The organism is Caulobacter sp. UNC279MFTsu5.1, from assembly GCF_900114015.1.
In the GTDB taxonomy this organism is placed as follows: Bacteria; Pseudomonadota; Alphaproteobacteria; order Caulobacterales; family Caulobacteraceae; genus Caulobacter.
This window is the reverse complement of sequence record NZ_FORN01000039.1, coordinates 41,319-56,923: the sequence shown is the minus strand read 5'-3', so window position 1 is coordinate 56,923 and position 15,605 is coordinate 41,319. Positions and strand designations below refer to the sequence as shown.

The following is a 15,605-nucleotide window of genomic DNA, read 5'->3' as shown; positions in this document are numbered from 1 at the left end:
CGCGTCGCGGCGGCGCGACGCGCCGTCCTTGACACGGCCAGACGCCAGAGCTCCGATCCACCAAGGCTTTAAGGCGCGGCCCCATCCGGGGCGGATGGTGGCTTCCAACCAGCGGACATCCCGAAGATCCGCCAAGGGTGGGTTTCAGGCTTTCGTGGTCGCGGCGCCGCGACCTGCGTTAGACTGCGAAGGTTGGAGATCGGGCATGCGTTGGTTTTACGGACTCATGGCGGTCGCGGGATTGATGCTTTTTGGCGCCGTAATGCTCGATGTTGCGGGCTGGGCGCGGGCACTCCTGCTTGCTGGCGGCATGGCTGCCGGCGCCCTGGCTCTCCAGGTCAAGTGTCCGCGCTGCAAACTACACATAAGCGGCCATCGATACGGCAATTACTGGCCGGGCGACCCACCGAGCGAACGTCCCTGCCCCCAGTGTGGGCGCTCTAGGCAAGGTGTCTGGCCGCTCCAATATGTTCGATCACCTGAGCCATGGGACGGGCATCGGCCTGGCAGGTAGCGTCCGACTCGGATCGAAAGCCGCCTGCCGGACAATTCCGACGCCTAGTCCTCGTCGTCGAACCCCGCGTCGTCGTCCTCGACCGGCGCCGCCTTGACCGCCGCCCCGCCCTTGCGCCGCACGAACCGCAGCGCGGTGTGGGTCTTCGAGAACGCGCAGACCTTGGTGTCGACCAACCCCCGTTCGCGGGCGGCGGCCAGGATCTCGACGTCCTTCAGCGGCGCGCCCTTGCCCTTCTTGGCGACGATCCAGATCGCGCCCTTGGCCGCCAGCCCGCCGACCAGGTCCTCCATCTGGTCGAAATCGGCCAGGTCCTCGACGCCGAGGAACAGCAGGTCGATGTCCTCGTAGGCCTCGACCGGCGGGGCGCGGGTCGACAGCTCGTCCAGGAACTCGGCGTCGTCGATCCCCTCGACCACCACCGTCTGGCCGGCCTTGACGCCCAGCTTGTCCAGCCGCCCGGGCGGGTTCTGGATGGCGTGCAGCCACTTGCCGGCCTGGCCCGGCTCCAGGGTGAAACGCGTGCCGTCGGTCAGCACCAGGTCGTCGCCCTCGACCCGCAGATCGCGCAGGGCGTGGCCCTGGTAGATGCCGCGCACGGCGCCGCGGAAGATCAGCTTGGGCGGCTCCCACAGCAGCTTGCCGTCGCTCTCGCCGTCCGACAGCTGGCCCCAGACGCCCCTGGCCTCCTTGCCCATGGTCACGAGCCCCGGAAGTTGGGTTGGCGTTTTTCGAGGATGGCGTCGACGCCCTCCATATGGTCGTCGGTGTGATGGGCGATGGCCTGGGCGGCGGCGCTCATCTCCATCAGGGTGTCGTAGCTGGCGGTCTGGCCGTGCTTGAGCAGGCTCTTGGCCATGCGCAGGGCGTGGGGCGGCTGCTGGGCGATCCGCGTGGCCAGGGCCATGGCCTCGTCCATCAGGGTCTCGGCCGGCACGGCCTTGCTGATCAGGCCCCAGTCCTCCGCCTTGGCCGCATCGATCACGTCGCCGGTGAACAGCAGCTCGGCGGCGCGGCTCATGCCGATGGTGCGCGGCATCAGCCAGGCCCCGCCGTCGCCGGGGATCAGGCCCAGCTTCAGGAAGGTGACCCCGAACTTCGCGGTGTCGGCGGCGATGCGGATGTCGGTCATGCAGGCCACGTCGCAGCCCAGGCCGATGGCCGCGCCGTTGACCGCCGCGATCGACGGGACCTCCAGGCCGTAGATGGCCCGCACGATGCGGTGGATGTTCTTGCGGTAGCCGTCGCGGACCTTGACGCCGTTGCCGCCGAACGCCCCTTCGCGCGCCTTCATCGCCTTGACGTCGCCGCCGGCCGAGAACGCCCGGCCCGCACCGGTCAGGATCACGCAGCGGATCTCCTGGTCGTCGTTGATCGCCTCGCAGGCGGCCGCGACCTGGTCGCCGTCGCCGGGCGCGCCCAGGGCGTTGAGGGCGTCGGGCCGGTTGAGGGTGAGAATCGCGACGTGGCCGCGCTTCTCGCTCAGGATCAGGGGGTCTTGCGGCATGCGGGCGCGCTCCTGCTTTTCTGGTCTGATGTTTTGCTCTGCATAGCGCAAATCCCGCAGGGAGAGGCAAGAGACCGACGCTCGCCGGACCGCGTTCTACAAAATAGGGTTAATCCCTGACTTCGTACAAAATAGACAAGACCCTGCGCGTCTTATTGTGATCACACACAACACCTGGAAGAACTTGCATGATGAGAACAAGACGCAACAGCACGCCTGCGACATTTTAGACAAGCTGAGCCGTAAAAACCGTTAGCGCAGAAGAGAATCATAGGTTTCTACTAAGGCCAGGGACGATTTTGAAAAGCGGTGGCGTGCAGTGCTCATGTCCCACAGACATGCTTTGATCATAGAGGATGAAATCCTCATCGCGATGGAAGTCGAGGCCCTGCTTGGCGAGCAGGGGTTCGACAGCTTCGATATCGCGGAAAGCCCTCAGGAAGCGCTGGACTGCGCCCTGCGCCGGCCGCCGGACCTGATCACGGCCGACTATCGCATCGTCGGCGGCACGGGCGTGGAGGCGGTCACCGCGATCCTGGCCCGGCTGGGGCCGATCCCCGTGGTCTACGTGACCGGTAACGCCGACCAGCTGGGCGCGCGCACCCGCGCCGTGGTCGACAAGCCGATCTCGCCCCACCGCCTGGCCGAGGCCTGCGCCATGGCCGCCGGCGCCTAGGCGCCGCCGCCCCCCGACGGCTATGCTGGCGGCCCGCAGGGGAGCCGCCCATGATCGTCGACACGCTCGAAGCCCTCGAGGCGCTCTACACGCCGGCCCCCGCCCCGGCCTCGACCGTCAAGGTCGCCGACCGCATCACCCCGCACTATCGCGCCCTGATCGAGGCCTCGCCGTTCCTGGCCCTGGCCACCGTCGGCCCCGAGGGGCTGGACTGCAGCCCGCGCGGCGACCAGCCCGGCTTTGTCCGCATCCAGGACGAGCGGACGCTGATCCTGCCCGACCGGCGCGGCAACAACCGCATCGACAGCCTGCGCAACGTGGTCCGCGATCCGCGCGTGGCGCTGATGTTCCTGATCCCCGGCTCGGGCACGACCTTCCGGGTCAACGGCCAGGCCGTGATCAGCGCCGATCCCGAGCTGCTGGCCAGCTTCGCGGTCGACGGCAAGGCGCCGCGCACCTGCCTGGTGGTCACCGTGGCCGAGGCCTATTTCCAATGCGCCCGCGCCATCGTCCGCTCGGGGCTGTGGAACGCCGACGCGCACCTGGATCCCCGGTCCCTGCCCACGCCCGGCGCGATGCTGGCGGCGATGAGCGCGGATGCGGTCGGCGGGGCGGACTACGACAGGGCCTGGCCGGAACGCGCGGCGGCGACGCTGTGGTAATCTAGATCCGCTCATCCCGGCATTCGCCGGGATGAGCGGTTCAAACGAAAACGGCCCCGCCCTGTTGAGGGCGAGGCCGTTCCAAAACACATTCAGTCGAGATCCCTTGAAGGGTCTCAGTCGTCGCGGTGAACCCGTTCCCGGCGTTCATGGCGTTCCTGGGCCTCCAGGCTGAGCGTCGCGGTGGGCCGCGCGTCCAGTCTGGCCAAACCGATCGGCTCGCCGGTCTCTTCGCAATAGCCGTAGGAACCGTCCTCGACCCGGCGCAACGCCTGGTCGATCTTGGAGATGAGTTTTCTCTGACGATCCCGGGTGCGAAGCTCCAGCGCCCGGTCAGTTTCCGACGACGCGCGATCGGCGAGGTCGGCATGGTTTTCAGTTTCAGTCTGCAAGTGGGAAACCGTCTCGCGAGATTCGCGGAGGATCTCTTCTTTCCAGGCTAGGAGCTTCTGCTTGAAATACTCAAGCTGACGCTCGTTCATGAAAGGCTCGTCGTCCGAAGGACGATACGAGTCTGGTACCTTAAGAACAGTGGCCGTTTGCATTAACGCCTCACGCCCCGATGAACTCCGCCCTGGTCAGGCCGGGTGCTTATACCAAAACGATAGCCCGGTTCAATGAACGTCGCGTGAGCGCGACATTCAGCCCCGTGCATGGATGACACGATTCTGGGGATATTCGATGAACCGTGTTCTTCAAGATACGGTTTCATCGGCGTTCTCAGCCCAGCCGCGCCTGCTCGAGCTTGGCCGCCTCGACGGCCGCGCGGGTCTCGATCTCGTTGAGGATGGCCTCGAGCTTGGGGTCGTCGGTGGCCTCGCGATGCTCGCGAACCGCGCTCTTGAGCCGCGACAGCGTGCCGGTCGAGACCTCGCCGTCCAGGGTGGCCAGCTTCAGGGCGTCCAGCAGGTCCAGCAGGCCGCCGGCCCGCTTGACCGCCCGGCGCTTGCGCTCCGTCGGATCCAGGTCGGCCTGCAAAGCCAGCAGGGCGTCCAGCGACCCGATCCCGGCCACGCCGCCCGCCTGGGCCACGCCGCTGGCCGCGCTCGTCCCGCCGACCGAAGGCAGGGAAAAGCCCGATCCGCCGACCGTCGGTTTGGCCCGCGATGCGCCAATCGCGCCCGCGCCTCCCGTGCTGGAAACCTTCATGACGAAACGCTGCTCCGACGACGAAACAAGGGAGTCACCCCTTCCCGTTAACCACATCTTGCTGGGCGGCGCTTGCGGTATGGTTAATGCCGGGCAGAATCTGCCGAAGCAGAATGTCGCAGGCAGGAAATCGCCACCTTCTGACTGATTTCATTGAATTTTTTCCAAGTTTAAATCTGGCCCGGTTCTGGCATGGGACGGCGCGGGGACCCCACCCCGCCGCAGGATCGCCATGTCTCGTTCATTGTTCGCCTCCGTTCTGAGCCTCGCCCTCGCCGCCGTCACCTTGGTCGCCTCTCCCGCCGACGCCAAGTCGCGGATCAAGGACATCGTCGCCTTCGAGGGCGTGCGCGACAACCAGTTGGTCGGCTACGGCATCGTCGTGGGCCTGAACGGTTCGGGCGACAGCCTGCGCAACGCGCCGATGACCAAGCAGAGCCTGGAGGCCATGCTCGAGCGCCAGGGCGTCAACGTCCGCGACGGCAACCTCAACACCAAGAACACCGCCGCCGTCATGGTCACGGCCAACCTGCCGCCGTTCTCGGCGGCCGGGGCGCGCATGGACGTCACGGTCTCGACCCTGGGGGACGCCAAGAGCCTGCTGGGCGGCACCCTGCTGGTCACCTCGCTGCAGGGCGCCGACGGCCAGACCTATGCGGTGGCGCAGGGCTCGGTGCAGACCGGCTCGGTCTCGGCCGGCGGGGCCTCGGGCAGCTCGGTGACCAAGGGCGTGCCGACCGCGGGCCGGATCGCCGCCGGCGGCATCATCGAAAAGGAGACCGGCTTCCAGATGGTGAACATGGACGTGCTGCGCATGACCCTGCGCAACCCCGACTTCACCACCTCGCGCCGCATCGCCGACGCCATCAACCAGCGCTTCGCCAACTGCGCCCAGGCTCAGAACCCGACCATCGTCGCGGTCCGTCCGCCGGCCGGCATGGACATGATCAGCTTCGTCACCGCCATCGAGAACCTGGAGGTCGAGCCCGACGCCCCGGCCAAGGTGATCATCGACGAGGTGGCCGGCGTCATCGTCATGGGCGACGACGTCCGCATCAGCCAGGTGGCGATCGCCCAGGGCAACCTGACCATCTCGGTCCAGGAGACCCCGGCCGTCAGCCAGCCGGCCCCGTTCAGCCAGGGCCGGACCGCCATCGTCCCGCAATCGACCGTCAGCGTCGACGAGGAAAAGGGCCGCAAGCTGCTGACCCTGGGCGGCGGCGCCTCGCTCAAGAGCCTGGTCGGCGGCCTCAACGCCCTGGGCGTCACCCCGCGCGACATGATCTCGATCCTGCAAGCCATCAAGGCCGCGGGCGCCCTGCAAGCCGACATCGAGGTGATGTGATGAGCCTGTCGACGATCGCCGCGCCCGCCCTCGACACGGTCGGTCCGACCGCCGCCTCGACCGCCGAGCTGCTCAAGCGCGGCAAGATCCGCGAGACGGCGCAGAAGTTCGAGGCCTCGTTCCTGTCGGTGATGATGCAGTCGATGACCGCCGGCATGAAGACGCCGGAGATCGGCGGCGGCGGGACCGGCGAGGAGATGTTCAAGTCCCTTCTGGCCGAGGAGATGGCCAAGCAGGTCTCCAAGGCCGGCGGCGTCGGCGTGGCCGCCGCCGTGCAGAAGGAAATGCTGAAGATGCAAGGTCTGAAGGAGTAGCCCGCATGGCCCTCACCGCCCTCGACTGCGACGACCGCGTCGAACAGCTGATCATCCTGACCGAGCGCCTGACCGACCTGATCGCCCGGCAGTCGGCCGCCTTCGAGGCCCGCCGCCCGCACGAAGCCGCGCAATATGTCGACGAGGTGGCCAAGCTGGCCAATCTCTATCGCCACGAGTCGACCCGGGTGCGGGGCAATGTCGCCCTGGTGTCGGGCGCCAGCCTCCAGCGCCGCCAGCGCTTGGTGCGCGCCACCGAGGCCTTCGACGCCGTCCTGGCCCGCCAGGGCCGCGCGGTGACCGCCGCCAAGACCGTCACCGAGGGCCTGGTCCGCGCCATCGCCCAGGAGGTCGCCGAACAACGGCCGACGGCGTCAGGGTACGGCCCCAGCGCCCAGGGCGCGGCCTATCGGCAGAACGGCACGGCGATCACGCTGAACCAGCGGGCGTGACGTCGCCGGCTCGGGCGACGCCACGCCCCGGCCGGCCCTACGGCCCCGCGGTCAAGGCGGCCTGCACCAAGTCGCCCCATAGGTCGCCGCCGGCATCGACGGTCGCGCCCTTGTAGGGCGAGTTGACGATCACCCCCGCGCTGACGCCGTTGCTGAAGTGGACGATGATGGTGTTGATCTCACCCTTGTTCCACTCCGCCGGATGGTAGCCGCCGTGCGACCAGGACGAGACGCCCTTGCCCAGGTCCCCCGAAGCATAGACGCCCAGTTGCTCGCCCTGCATCTGGGTCAGGGCGGCGGCCGGCATCACGAGGCCGGGGGTGTTGATCGCCCGCATCGCGGCGGCCATCTGGCGCGCCGACATGAACCAGCCTTGCGACCCGCAGTAGTCGCTCATGTCGCCCCAGCTTTCTCCGGGCAGCACGCTGCTGAAGTCCCATTTGTGGGTCGTGGCTGACTTGTAGCTGAGTGCGGGCGCGCGACCTTGGACCTTGCACTCCAGGGTCGGCAATCCAGCCTTGGAGAAGACCACCGTGTTGACGATGCTGCGGTAGCGCGCGCCGTAATAGGCCGCGATCGGCCCAGGATCGCCCGCCGCCTCCTTGGCCAGCATATCGGTCATGTTCACGCGAACGGGCGAGCCGTACATGATCGGAATGATCATCCGCATGTCGGCGAAGTTCTCGTTATGATAGGTCTTGGCCCCGTCGAGCTTGGTCGTGGCGAAGCAGGTCTTCAGCTGGGCGTAGGAAATCCCGCCGCACTCCAGTCCGCTCTGGTGTCGAAGGAGTTGGCGGAAGGTCAGGGTCTTGGCCGGTTCCGAAAGCGTCCAGCTCTTGGGAAGATAGGGCGCGATCTTGTCGTCCACGCTGATCGCCGTCGGCTTACCGTTCACGATGACCTTCTTGTCGCTGATGATTTTCAACAGGGTGGCGGCGGTGAAGGTCTTGCTGACGCTGGCCATGGTGATGACGTCGCCCGCGGTCATCGCGCGCGGCGCGAAGTCGGGCGCCCGACGCGCGGCGCCGTCAGCGGCCTCCGAGGTGACGCCGCTGGAGCCGATCGCCGCCACCGCGCAGCCCACGGCGTGATCGGCGCACCGGGCCATGAACGCCGCGGTGAACTTGCCGACCCAGATCCGCTCCACCGCCGCGGGGCTGAGGGTGATCTTCGGAATCTTGAGCACCTGTCCCACGGGCCGGGGCTGCAGCCGCAGCGGCGGGTCGGCGCGGGGGACGGGCCCCTGAGCCTGCGCCGCGCTGAAGGTCGCTAAGCTTGCACCGAAAGCCAAAACACCTGCGGTGATCACCGAAGTCTTGCGCATGGTCGCCTCCCGTCGAGCCCGGCGGGCGGACCCCGTCGCGGCGCGCCCGGCGATCCTAGTTCGCGCGAACTCGGGAGTACACTCATAGAGTGTTTTTCCGGAAACTCCCCCTTCGGGTCAGCTGGCGGAAGGGGGCGCCTTGCGTCGCCGCTTCAGGCTGCCGGTCGGATTGCCCCAGAACGTCGCCACCGCCACCGTGCCCAGCAGGGTCAGGACCAGGCCCGACACCGTCATCACCAGCCGATACGGCAGGCCGCCCACCTTGGCCGCGTGCAGCGGGTAGTCGAGATTGGCGATGCGCGAGCCCAGCGGCAGGCCCTGGGCGTCACGGTCGGCGACCATCCTGCCGGTCGCCGGGTCGAACCAGGCCATGGTGCGGCCGTTGGGCAGCCATTCGGCCTGCTGGCGCAGGCGCACCGAGATCAGACCGCCCGGCTTGGCCGGCAGGCCGATGGTGCGGATCTCGGCCCCCGGATAACGGGCCTGGGCCCGGGCGATCACCGCCGTCCAGTCCAGGTCCGCGGCCAGCTTGCCGCCCTTGATCTTCGGCGGGGCCGAGGCGGCCTTCATCGCGGCGGCCGACGAGAACGGCGCCCGAAGCGCCTCGGAGAACCATTTCAGGTCCATCGCCGCGCCCGTGGTCAGCGACAGGATCAGCAGCGGCGCCGCCAGCGCGCCCAGGTCGCGATGGTGATGGACGATGGCCGCCCGCTTCATCATCCGCGGCCAGGGCCGGACATGGAACATCCGCCGGGTCGGCCACCACAGCCATAGGCCCGTGCCTACGAAGCCCAGCCCCGCCAGCCCGGCGATCCCGCCGACGACCTCGCCCGCATCGCCGTTGAACAGATGGTGGTGGAAGTCGAACAACCAGACCTCCGGCCGGGCCCAGTTGGAGGTCCAGCTCTGGACGATCGCGCCGTCCTGGTCGGCATAGGCCCCGTGTTCGCCCTTGTAGGCCAGCTTGTGCAGGCCCAGGCGCTGGCTGGCCAGCACGATCGAGCGTGGGCGGTCCTTGGCCGCGAAGATCCGCGTGGCGGCGGCGCCCAGCGTGGCGGCGTCCTGGCGCTGGGCGTCGGCGGCGTGCGGCACGGTGGCGCGCAGGAAGGCGTCCTCGTGCACCAGCAGCGCGCCGCTCAGCCCCATCAGGGCCAACAGCAGGCCGATCAGCCCGCCGGTCCAGCGGTGGATGAGCCGGACGACCTTCATCAGAAGCGCGCTTCCCAGCCCAGGGTCGCCGTCCGCCCGCGCCCGGCGAAATAGCGGTCGACCGCCGGCGCCGTGGTGTCGGAGTTGTAGGAGATGTACTGGCTATTGAAGAGGTTCTGGACGCCCAGCGACAGCGCGCCCACCGGCAATTGGTAGCGCACGAAGGCGTCGGCCAGGGTGTAGCCGGCGAAGTTGTCCTTCACCAGGGCGTCCTGCATGTCGCGCCGGATGTAGGACTGGATCTGCAGGCGCAGGCCCCACTTGCCGCCCTGATAGTCGGCGGCCAGGTTCAGGCGGTCGGGCGAGATGTTGGCGCCGTCCAGGTCGGTGTCGACCCTGTTGTCCTTGTTGGTGTCGGTTCGGCCCTTCAGGTGGGCGTAGCCGGCGGAGACCACCAGCCCAGGCACGGGCGTGCGGGCCTTCACATTGGCTTCCAGGCCCTCGATCTCGACCCGCTGGCGCTGGACGTCGAAGACGCCGCCGCTGTTCTTGACCAGCAGCTGGCCCAGCTTCGAGGCCGACCAGAAGTAGCTGACGCTGGCGTCGAACGGCCCGCGCTTCAGCTCGGCGCCGATCTCGCGGTTGTTGGACACGATCGGCTCGATGTTCAGGTAGGAGTCGACGTCGACGCCGTCGATATTGATGGCGCGCAGGATCCGGCCGACGTCGGGCACGGTGTAGCCCTCGGCGTAGCTGGCGTAGAGGCGCAGGCCCCGAACCGGCTCGACCACGATCCCGCCGTTGGCCAGGGTCGCCTTGAAATCCGGATTGCCGCCGGCCACCTTGCGCGCGCCGTAGAAGGCCAGGGTGGTGAAGTCGTCGACCTTCAGTTCGACGTTCTCGAACCGCACCCCGCCGGCCAGGTGCACCTTGTCGTCCAGCAGCGAAAGGTTGCCCTGCACGAACGGCGCGACGCTTTGGAACCGGGTCGGGGGCACCCAGGCGCGGCCGGTCTCGATCAGCAGTTGCTCGGTGCGGTCGTTGATGGCGTCCAGGCCGACCGTGCCGGTCAGGCCCTGGATCCCCGGAACGGCCCGCTCGTAGCTGACCCGCGCGCCCAGCTTGCGCGAGCGGTTGGACGACTGGTCGAACAGCGTGCCTTTCGGCGCGATCGCGGCGTCCTGGAACGTGTCGTTGATATCGCCGCCGAAGGTGTCGCGCGAGCGGTTGAAGAACAGCTGGGCGATCAGGTTGCCGCCCATCAGGTCGGTGTTGGTCAGAGAGGCCGAGACCGTCTCGACCCGGTTGGCGGCCGGCTGGCCGGGCTGGACGCCGCGGAAGCTGGTGGTCGGCAGGTAGGTCTGGCGATTGCCGTTGGTCGCTGGGACGGGGTTCCGGGCCGAAATGGTGGTGGTGACGTAGTCGCCGTCGCCCTTCAGCTCGAAACGGTTGGCCACCACGTCCAGGCGGGTGTCGTCGCCCAGCTGCCAGCCCAGCCGGGCGAAGAACGACAAGGCCTTGGAATCCTGGACGTCGCCCTGGGTGTTGTCCATGCCCAGGCGGCGGCCGTCGGCGTCGTAATAGGCGCCGCGCGCGTCATAGGCGACGCCGGCGGTGGCGTCGAACGGGCCGCCGCGCCAGGCGACCAGGCCGGCGACCTTGCCGCCGACGCTGTCGCCCAGGTCATGGCCGGCCGTGGCCTGGGTCAGGATCTTGCCGCTGACGCCGTCCGCGCGGGGCGGCCCGACGGTGACCTGGTTGACCACGCCGCCGGTGGCGCCGATGCCCTGCAGGGCGTTGGAGCCGTAGATCACCTCGACCCGGTCGATGAAGAACGGATCGATCGTGTAACCGTCGCGCGAGCCGTCGCGGATCGGGGTCGACTGCGGAATGCCGTTGATGGCGTACAGGGGCGAGCGGCCGCGCAGGGTCTCGCCGGCCCCCGACAACTTCTGGCGGGTGGGCGAGAACGACGGCGACAGGGTCGAGACGGCGTCGACGATCGAGCCGCCGATTCCGACCTGCTGCGACAGGGCCTCGGAATCGATGACGTCGACGGTCAGCGGCAGGGCGCTGGCCGGCAGGATGGTGCGGGCGGCGGTGACCACCAGCTGGTCGACGTCGGTCGTCTCGGCCTTGTCCGCGGCCTGGGCCACGGTGGCGGTCGCCAGGGCCAGCAGGCTCAGGCCGGCCAAGGCGGCGGCGCGAGGGCCCTGGGTTGGGATGGTCCGCATGATGATCGACGCCCCGGCAATTCAAACTGAGGCGCCGTATAGCTGCTGTTGAGAGTGATTAGCAACAAACCATGATGCGTACGTCACCGGGACGGGAGTTCGATCCGCCGCTCCACTCCCACCGCGTCGAGAAAATCCTCGTCGTGGCTGGCGATCAGCAGGGCGCCGTCATAGCCGGCCAGGGCGCTCTCCACCGCCTCGACGGAGTCGAGGTCCAGGTGGTTGGTCGGCTCGTCCAGGATCAGCAGCTGCGGCGGGTCGGCGGCCATCAGCACGCAGGCCAGGGCGGCGCGCAGGCGCTCGCCGCCGCTGAGCGTGGCCACCAGCTGGTGGGCGGCGAGGTTGCGGAACAGGAACCGGGCCAGGGCGGCGTGGGCCTCGTTGGCGCCGGCCGCCGGGTTCAGGCGGCGGAAGTTCTCCAGGATGGTCTGGGTCTCGTCCAGCACCGCCACGCGCTGGTCCAGCAGGGCCGCGGGGACGCCGCGCGTCACCGAGCCCGACGTCGGCGCCAGGCCGCCGGTCGCCAGCCGGATCAGGGTCGACTTGCCCGCCCCGTTGCCGCCGACCAGGGCCACGCGCTCGGGGCCGGCCAGGCGGAAGCTCAGGTCCGCCAGCACCGGCGGCCCGCCCGGATAGGCGAAACCGACGCCGTCGAAGTCCAGCACCATGCGCCCGGCCGGAAGACCGCAGGACGGCAGGTCGAAGGCCAGGCGGCGCAGGCGCTCGACTCGGGCGTCGGCGGCTTCGCGGGCCTGGGCGGCGTCCTGGGCGGCGCGGTCGGCCAGTCTTCCGTCGCGCGCGCCGCTCAGCTCGGCCCGCTCGGCCTGGGCCCCCAGCAGGATCCTCGGCTCGCTTCCCTTGGCGGCGAACCGGCGGCCGGCGGCGTCACGGCGCGCCTTGCGTTCGCGGGCGACCTGGGCCTCGCGGGCCGCCTGGCGCACCTGGCGCTCGGCCGTCTCCAGGTCGTGCTCGGCGGCGGCCACCGCCTGGGCCTTGCGCTCGGCATAGAGGTCGTAGCCGCCGCCGTAACTGGTCGCGCCCAGGCTGGACAGCTCGACGATGCGGTCCATGCCGCGCAGCAGGGTCCGGTCGTGGCTGACCACCACCGCCCCGCCCTTCCAGCGCCGCAGCACGTCGGCCAGCAGGCTGCGGGCCGCAGCGTCCAGATTGTTGGTCGGCTCGTCCAGCAGGATCACGTCCGGGGCGGCGATCAGCAGGCCGGCCAGGGCCGCGCGGGTCATCTGACCGCCGCTGAGGCTGGCGGCCGGGCGGGACGCATCCCAGCGCGACAGCCCCACCTCGCCCAGGGCGGCGGCGACGCGGCCGGGCAGGGTCCAGTCGGCCTCGGCCAGGTCGTCCTGAAGGCTTTCAGGCCCGCCCTCCTCGGCCTCGATGCGGCACAGCCGGTCCCAGGCGGGGCCGACGCCCAGCAGGTCGGCCAGGCGCGCGCCCGGCGGCGGGGCGTGCAGCTGGGGCAGCACCCCGACCACGCCGGCGCGGTTGACCGTTCCCGAGACGGGCGCGGCGGTCCCGGCGATCAGCGACAGCAGCGTGGACTTGCCTACGCCGTTGCGGCCGACCAGGCCGATACGCTCGGCCCCGATCGTCAGGTTCAGATTGTCGAAGAGGACGCGGCCGTCAGGCGTGTCGGCGCGAACGGAATCCAGGGTGATGAAGGCGGGCATGGGAAACCACGGTCAGGGCTGCGGAAAGGGCGAAACGGTCGTCCATCGCAATGTCCATGGCTGCCTCCATCGGTTGACCCGGGGTTTCGGGCACGGACGTTCTAGGCGATCGACCGACGTTCGGCAAGCTTCGATGCAACCGCAAGGATCGGGTGTCGCCCCCCGGGGGACGGCGCCACAACGGGTCGCCAGAACAGGAGGTTCCCATGTCTTTCACCGTTTCCAGCCTGCCGCTCGAACCGTTCGCGCCGCTGTTCGCCCTCGACGACGCGGCCCTGGCGAAGCGGGGCATGCTGCGCGTCGTCGCCGACGCGCCGTTCGCCTTCCCCTGCCGCGTCACCCTGGACGACGCGGCGCCAGGCGAGACCCTGATCCTGCTGAACCACGAGCACCAGGCCGCCGACACCCCGTTCCGCTCGCGTTACGCCATCTATGTGCGCGAGGCGGCGCAAGCCCCGGCCTCGACCACCGACGCCCTGCCCCCGGCCCTGCGCCGCCGGCTGCTGTCGCTCCGCGGTTTCGACGCGGCCGGCATGCTGCGCGACGCCGACGTCGTCGAGGGCGCGGCGGCCGAACCGGTGATCGAACGGATGCTGGCCGACCCCGGCGTGGCCTATCTGCACGCTCACTACGCCAAGCCCGGCTGCTACGCCGCCCGGATCGACCGCGCCTAGCGTCTCCGCCTCGAACTTCGCTCGGGAACGATAACAATCTCAATCGCCACTTAACCCCGACCGTCTAGGCTTGCGCTCAAGCCAGGGGTGAAAAGGCGCGGGGGGCTCATGAAGCGGACGATCGGCAAGCCGGAACCGATACCCAGCCGGGAGATCGCCAGCTCCTACGTGCCGATCCTGCGTGGCTATCTGGCGGCCGCCGCGGCCTATTACGGCCTGATCAGCCTGTCCCACCCCTTCTATGAAAAGGGCGCGGCCCTGGCCGTGCTGGAGGGGCTGGCGCTGGTCGCCGCCGCGACCGGCTTCCAGCTCTGGCGCCGGCTGAAGGCCCGGTCGCCGGGGATCCCGGCCCTGGAAGCCGCCGCCCTGGCGATGAACGCCCTGTTCCTGGCCAATGTCGCGGCCTATCAGACCCTGCATTTCGAGCCGGCGAAGCTGGTTTATTTCGTGCTGCTGGCCCTGGTGTTCGCCACCTCGGCCCCGACCCGGCGCGTGGCCCTGGTCAGCGTCGGCGCCGCGATCCTCGCCCTGGCGGTCATGGTCCGCCATGCGCCCGGCGACCTGATCGGTCAGTACGGCTTCATCGGCGTGGCCGGCGTCTTCGCCGCCCTGGGCATGTCGACCCTGATGCGCGGCGCGGTGCTGCGCGAGCTGCGGGCCCGCCTGGCGTCGGACGCCCTCAACCGCAAGCTCGAGGCCGAGCTCGAGGAGAACCGCCGCCTGCGCACCGAGGCCCAGGACCTGGCCGTCGCCGCGCAGGCCGCCAGCCGCGTGAAGACCGAGTTCCTAGAAACCATGAGCCACGAGATGTTCACGCCCCTGAACGGCGTGCTGGGCATGGCCCAGGCCATGGCGCGCGACCCGCTGTCGGCCCGGCAGCGCGCTCGCCTGGCCGTGGTCCACGACTCCAGCGCCGCCCTGCTGGACGTGATCAACGCCGTGCTCGACATCTCGCGGATCGAGGCGGGCAAGATGGAGATCGTCCGCGCCCCGTTCGACCTGGACGCCCTGGCCGGCGCCCTGCGCCAGCTCTATGGCGGCCTGGCCCACGACAAGGGCCTGGACTTCACCCTCGAGGTCGCGCCCGGGGCCGGCGGCTGGCGCGACGGCGACGCCGCCCGGCTGCGCCAGGTGCTGAGCAACCTGATCGCCAACGCCATCAAGTTCACCGACGCGGGCCAGGTGGTCGTGCGCGTCGGCGGCGACTCAGCGACCCTGGCCTGCGCCGTCACCGACACCGGCGTGGGCGTGCCTGAGGCCCGCCGCGCCCAGATCTTCGAACGGTTCGTCCAGGTCGACGGGTCCAGCACCCGCCGCACGGGCGGCTGCGGGCTGGGCCTGGCCATCTGTCGCGAGCTGGTGACCCTGATGGGCGGCGAGATCGGCTTGGAGAGCCCGGCGCGAGGCGGCGCCTGCTTCACCTTCTCCGCGCCCTGTCCGGCCTTGGAGGCGCCAGTTCAGCCGGCGCTCGTCGAAGCGGCCGAGGACGCCCCGGCGATGGGCGACGCGCTGAAGATGCTGGTCGTCGACGACAACGCCGTCAACCGCACCGTCCTCCAGGCCATGCTGGGCCACCTGGGCGTCGCCTGCGACGTGGCGCGCGACGGCCACGAGGCGGTGGCCCTGTGGGAGAGCGGGTCCTGGGACGCCATCCTGATGGACATCCACATGCCGGGCATGGACGGGCTGGAGGCCGGCCGGCTGATCCGCGCCCGCGAGGCCGCCGAAGGCCGGGTCCGCACCCCGATCCTGGCGGTCACCGCCAGCGTCCTGACCCACGAGACCGAACGCTACCTGGCCGCCGGCATGGACGGCTTCGTGGCCAAGCCGATCGCCGCCCAGCGGCTGGCGGCGGCGCTGGACGCGGCGCTGGCCGGCGCGCCCTAGAGCAAGTCGCGCGATTTAGGAATCGCACGACTT

General features: G+C 69.5%; 15 protein-coding genes. 7 read left to right on the top strand and 8 right to left on the bottom strand.

Annotated elements, in window-relative coordinates; all coding sequences use genetic code 11:
* Nucleotides 1-558 precede the first annotated feature (558 nt).
* Nucleotides 559-1,212: a DUF3052 family protein gene (locus tag BM066_RS19180; protein ID WP_089929951.1), complete on the bottom strand. Its 654-nt coding sequence runs from the start codon at nt 1,210-1,212 to the stop codon at nt 559-561.
* 2 nt (nt 1,213-1,214) lie between these two features.
* Nucleotides 1,215-2,021: a crotonase/enoyl-CoA hydratase family protein gene (locus BM066_RS19175; protein WP_089929950.1), complete on the bottom strand. Its 807-nt coding sequence runs from the start codon at nt 2,019-2,021 to the stop codon at nt 1,215-1,217.
* Between the two features lie 325 nt (nt 2,022-2,346).
* Between BM066_RS19175 and BM066_RS19170 the strand changes: the two genes are divergently transcribed.
* Both BM066_RS19170 and BM066_RS19165 read left to right on the top strand, forming a co-directional pair.
* A complete protein-coding gene (locus tag BM066_RS19170; protein ID WP_089929949.1) occupies nt 2,347-2,697 on the top strand; it encodes a response regulator in 351 nt (116 codons plus the stop codon).
* Between the two features lie 50 nt (nt 2,698-2,747).
* Complete coding sequence (locus BM066_RS19165) at nt 2,748-3,359, top strand: pyridoxamine 5'-phosphate oxidase family protein (RefSeq protein ID WP_089929948.1); 612 nt, start codon at nt 2,748-2,750, stop codon at nt 3,357-3,359.
* Nucleotides 3,360-3,475: 116 nt separating this feature from the next.
* Here the strand turns inward: BM066_RS19165 and dksA are convergent, their stop codons facing one another.
* On the bottom strand, nt 3,476-3,904 hold the full coding sequence (gene dksA / locus BM066_RS19160; RefSeq protein ID WP_089929947.1) for an RNA polymerase-binding protein DksA: 429 nt from the start codon (nt 3,902-3,904) through the stop codon (nt 3,476-3,478).
* Nucleotides 3,905-4,079: 175 nt separating this feature from the next.
* Complete coding sequence (locus BM066_RS19155; protein WP_089929946.1) at nt 4,080-4,508, bottom strand: flagellar assembly regulator FliX; 429 nt, start codon at nt 4,506-4,508, stop codon at nt 4,080-4,082.
* Between the two features lie 232 nt (nt 4,509-4,740).
* Between BM066_RS19155 and BM066_RS19150 the strand changes: the two genes are divergently transcribed.
* The 3 genes from BM066_RS19150 to BM066_RS19140 are packed head-to-tail and all read left to right on the top strand — an operon-like array spanning nt 4,741 to nt 6,619.
* Nucleotides 4,741-5,853 (top strand): flagellar basal body P-ring protein FlgI, encoded by a 1,113-nt coding sequence (locus tag BM066_RS19150; RefSeq protein ID WP_089929945.1) that lies wholly within the window; start codon nt 4,741-4,743, stop codon nt 5,851-5,853.
* Nucleotides 5,853-6,167: a rod-binding protein gene (locus tag BM066_RS19145; RefSeq protein WP_177218503.1), complete on the top strand. Its 315-nt coding sequence runs from the start codon at nt 5,853-5,855 to the stop codon at nt 6,165-6,167. Before BM066_RS19150 ends, BM066_RS19145 begins: the two co-directional genes overlap by 1 nt.
* 5 nt (nt 6,168-6,172) lie before the next feature.
* Complete coding sequence (locus BM066_RS19140; protein WP_089929943.1) at nt 6,173-6,619, top strand: flagellar basal body protein; 447 nt, start codon at nt 6,173-6,175, stop codon at nt 6,617-6,619.
* Between the two features lie 37 nt (nt 6,620-6,656).
* Here the strand turns inward: BM066_RS19140 and BM066_RS19135 are convergent, their stop codons facing one another.
* The 4 genes from BM066_RS19135 to BM066_RS19120 all read right to left on the bottom strand — a co-directional run bounded on the left by BM066_RS19135 (nt 6,657) and on the right by BM066_RS19120 (nt 13,011).
* Nucleotides 6,657-7,943: a serine hydrolase gene (locus tag BM066_RS19135; RefSeq protein WP_089929942.1), complete on the bottom strand. Its 1,287-nt coding sequence runs from the start codon at nt 7,941-7,943 to the stop codon at nt 6,657-6,659.
* Between the two features lie 117 nt (nt 7,944-8,060).
* Nucleotides 8,061-9,152 (bottom strand): PepSY-associated TM helix domain-containing protein, encoded by a 1,092-nt coding sequence (locus BM066_RS19130; RefSeq protein ID WP_089929941.1) that lies wholly within the window; start codon nt 9,150-9,152, stop codon nt 8,061-8,063.
* Nucleotides 9,152-11,326: a TonB-dependent receptor gene (locus BM066_RS19125; RefSeq protein WP_089929940.1), complete on the bottom strand. Its 2,175-nt coding sequence runs from the start codon at nt 11,324-11,326 to the stop codon at nt 9,152-9,154. The genes BM066_RS19130 and BM066_RS19125 overlap by 1 nt, the downstream gene beginning before the upstream one ends.
* 83 nt (nt 11,327-11,409) lie before the next feature.
* Complete coding sequence (locus tag BM066_RS19120) at nt 11,410-13,011, bottom strand: ABC-F family ATP-binding cassette domain-containing protein (protein ID WP_089929939.1); 1,602 nt, start codon at nt 13,009-13,011, stop codon at nt 11,410-11,412.
* A 206-nt stretch (nt 13,012-13,217) separates the two neighbouring features.
* On the opposite strand from BM066_RS19120, the gene BM066_RS19115 reads away from it, so the two are divergent.
* Together BM066_RS19115 and BM066_RS19110 are read left to right on the top strand one after the other, a co-directional pair.
* The gene (locus BM066_RS19115; protein WP_089929938.1) at nt 13,218-13,685 is read left to right on the top strand and encodes a DUF1203 domain-containing protein; all 468 of its coding nucleotides are present in this window, start codon (nt 13,218-13,220) and stop codon (nt 13,683-13,685) included.
* A gap of 108 nt (nt 13,686-13,793) precedes the next feature.
* Nucleotides 13,794-15,572 carry an ATP-binding protein gene (locus tag BM066_RS19110; protein ID WP_089929937.1) on the top strand — a complete coding sequence of 593 codons (1,779 nt, stop codon included), beginning with the start codon at nt 13,794-13,796 and terminating at the stop codon, nt 15,570-15,572.
* The last annotated feature ends 33 nt before the right edge of the window (nt 15,573-15,605 follow it).

What these genes read in the sequence shown, in the direction of transcription:
- BM066_RS19180 (WP_089929951.1), bottom strand. Translation starts at nt 1,212, where the DNA reads ATGGGCAAGGAGGCCAGGGGCGTCTGGGGCCAGCTGTCGGACGGCGAG.
- BM066_RS19175 (WP_089929950.1), bottom strand. Translation starts at nt 2,021, where the DNA reads ATGCCGCAAGACCCCCTGATCCTGAGCGAGAAGCGCGGCCACGTCGCG.
- BM066_RS19170 (WP_089929949.1), top strand. Translation starts at nt 2,347, where the DNA reads ATGTCCCACAGACATGCTTTGATCATAGAGGATGAAATCCTCATCGCG.
- BM066_RS19165 (WP_089929948.1), top strand. Translation starts at nt 2,748, where the DNA reads ATGATCGTCGACACGCTCGAAGCCCTCGAGGCGCTCTACACGCCGGCC.
- dksA (WP_089929947.1), bottom strand. Translation starts at nt 3,904, where the DNA reads ATGCAAACGGCCACTGTTCTTAAGGTACCAGACTCGTATCGTCCTTCG.
- BM066_RS19155 (WP_089929946.1), bottom strand. Translation starts at nt 4,508, where the DNA reads ATGAAGGTTTCCAGCACGGGAGGCGCGGGCGCGATTGGCGCATCGCGG.
- BM066_RS19150 (WP_089929945.1), top strand. Translation starts at nt 4,741, where the DNA reads ATGTCTCGTTCATTGTTCGCCTCCGTTCTGAGCCTCGCCCTCGCCGCC.
- BM066_RS19145 (WP_177218503.1), top strand. Translation starts at nt 5,853, where the DNA reads ATGAGCCTGTCGACGATCGCCGCGCCCGCCCTCGACACGGTCGGTCCG.
- BM066_RS19140 (WP_089929943.1), top strand. Translation starts at nt 6,173, where the DNA reads ATGGCCCTCACCGCCCTCGACTGCGACGACCGCGTCGAACAGCTGATC.
- BM066_RS19135 (WP_089929942.1), bottom strand. Translation starts at nt 7,943, where the DNA reads ATGCGCAAGACTTCGGTGATCACCGCAGGTGTTTTGGCTTTCGGTGCA.
- BM066_RS19130 (WP_089929941.1), bottom strand. Translation starts at nt 9,152, where the DNA reads ATGAAGGTCGTCCGGCTCATCCACCGCTGGACCGGCGGGCTGATCGGC.
- BM066_RS19125 (WP_089929940.1), bottom strand. Translation starts at nt 11,326, where the DNA reads ATGCGGACCATCCCAACCCAGGGCCCTCGCGCCGCCGCCTTGGCCGGC.
- BM066_RS19120 (WP_089929939.1), bottom strand. Translation starts at nt 13,011, where the DNA reads ATGCCCGCCTTCATCACCCTGGATTCCGTTCGCGCCGACACGCCTGAC.
- BM066_RS19115 (WP_089929938.1), top strand. Translation starts at nt 13,218, where the DNA reads ATGTCTTTCACCGTTTCCAGCCTGCCGCTCGAACCGTTCGCGCCGCTG.
- BM066_RS19110 (WP_089929937.1), top strand. Translation starts at nt 13,794, where the DNA reads ATGAAGCGGACGATCGGCAAGCCGGAACCGATACCCAGCCGGGAGATC.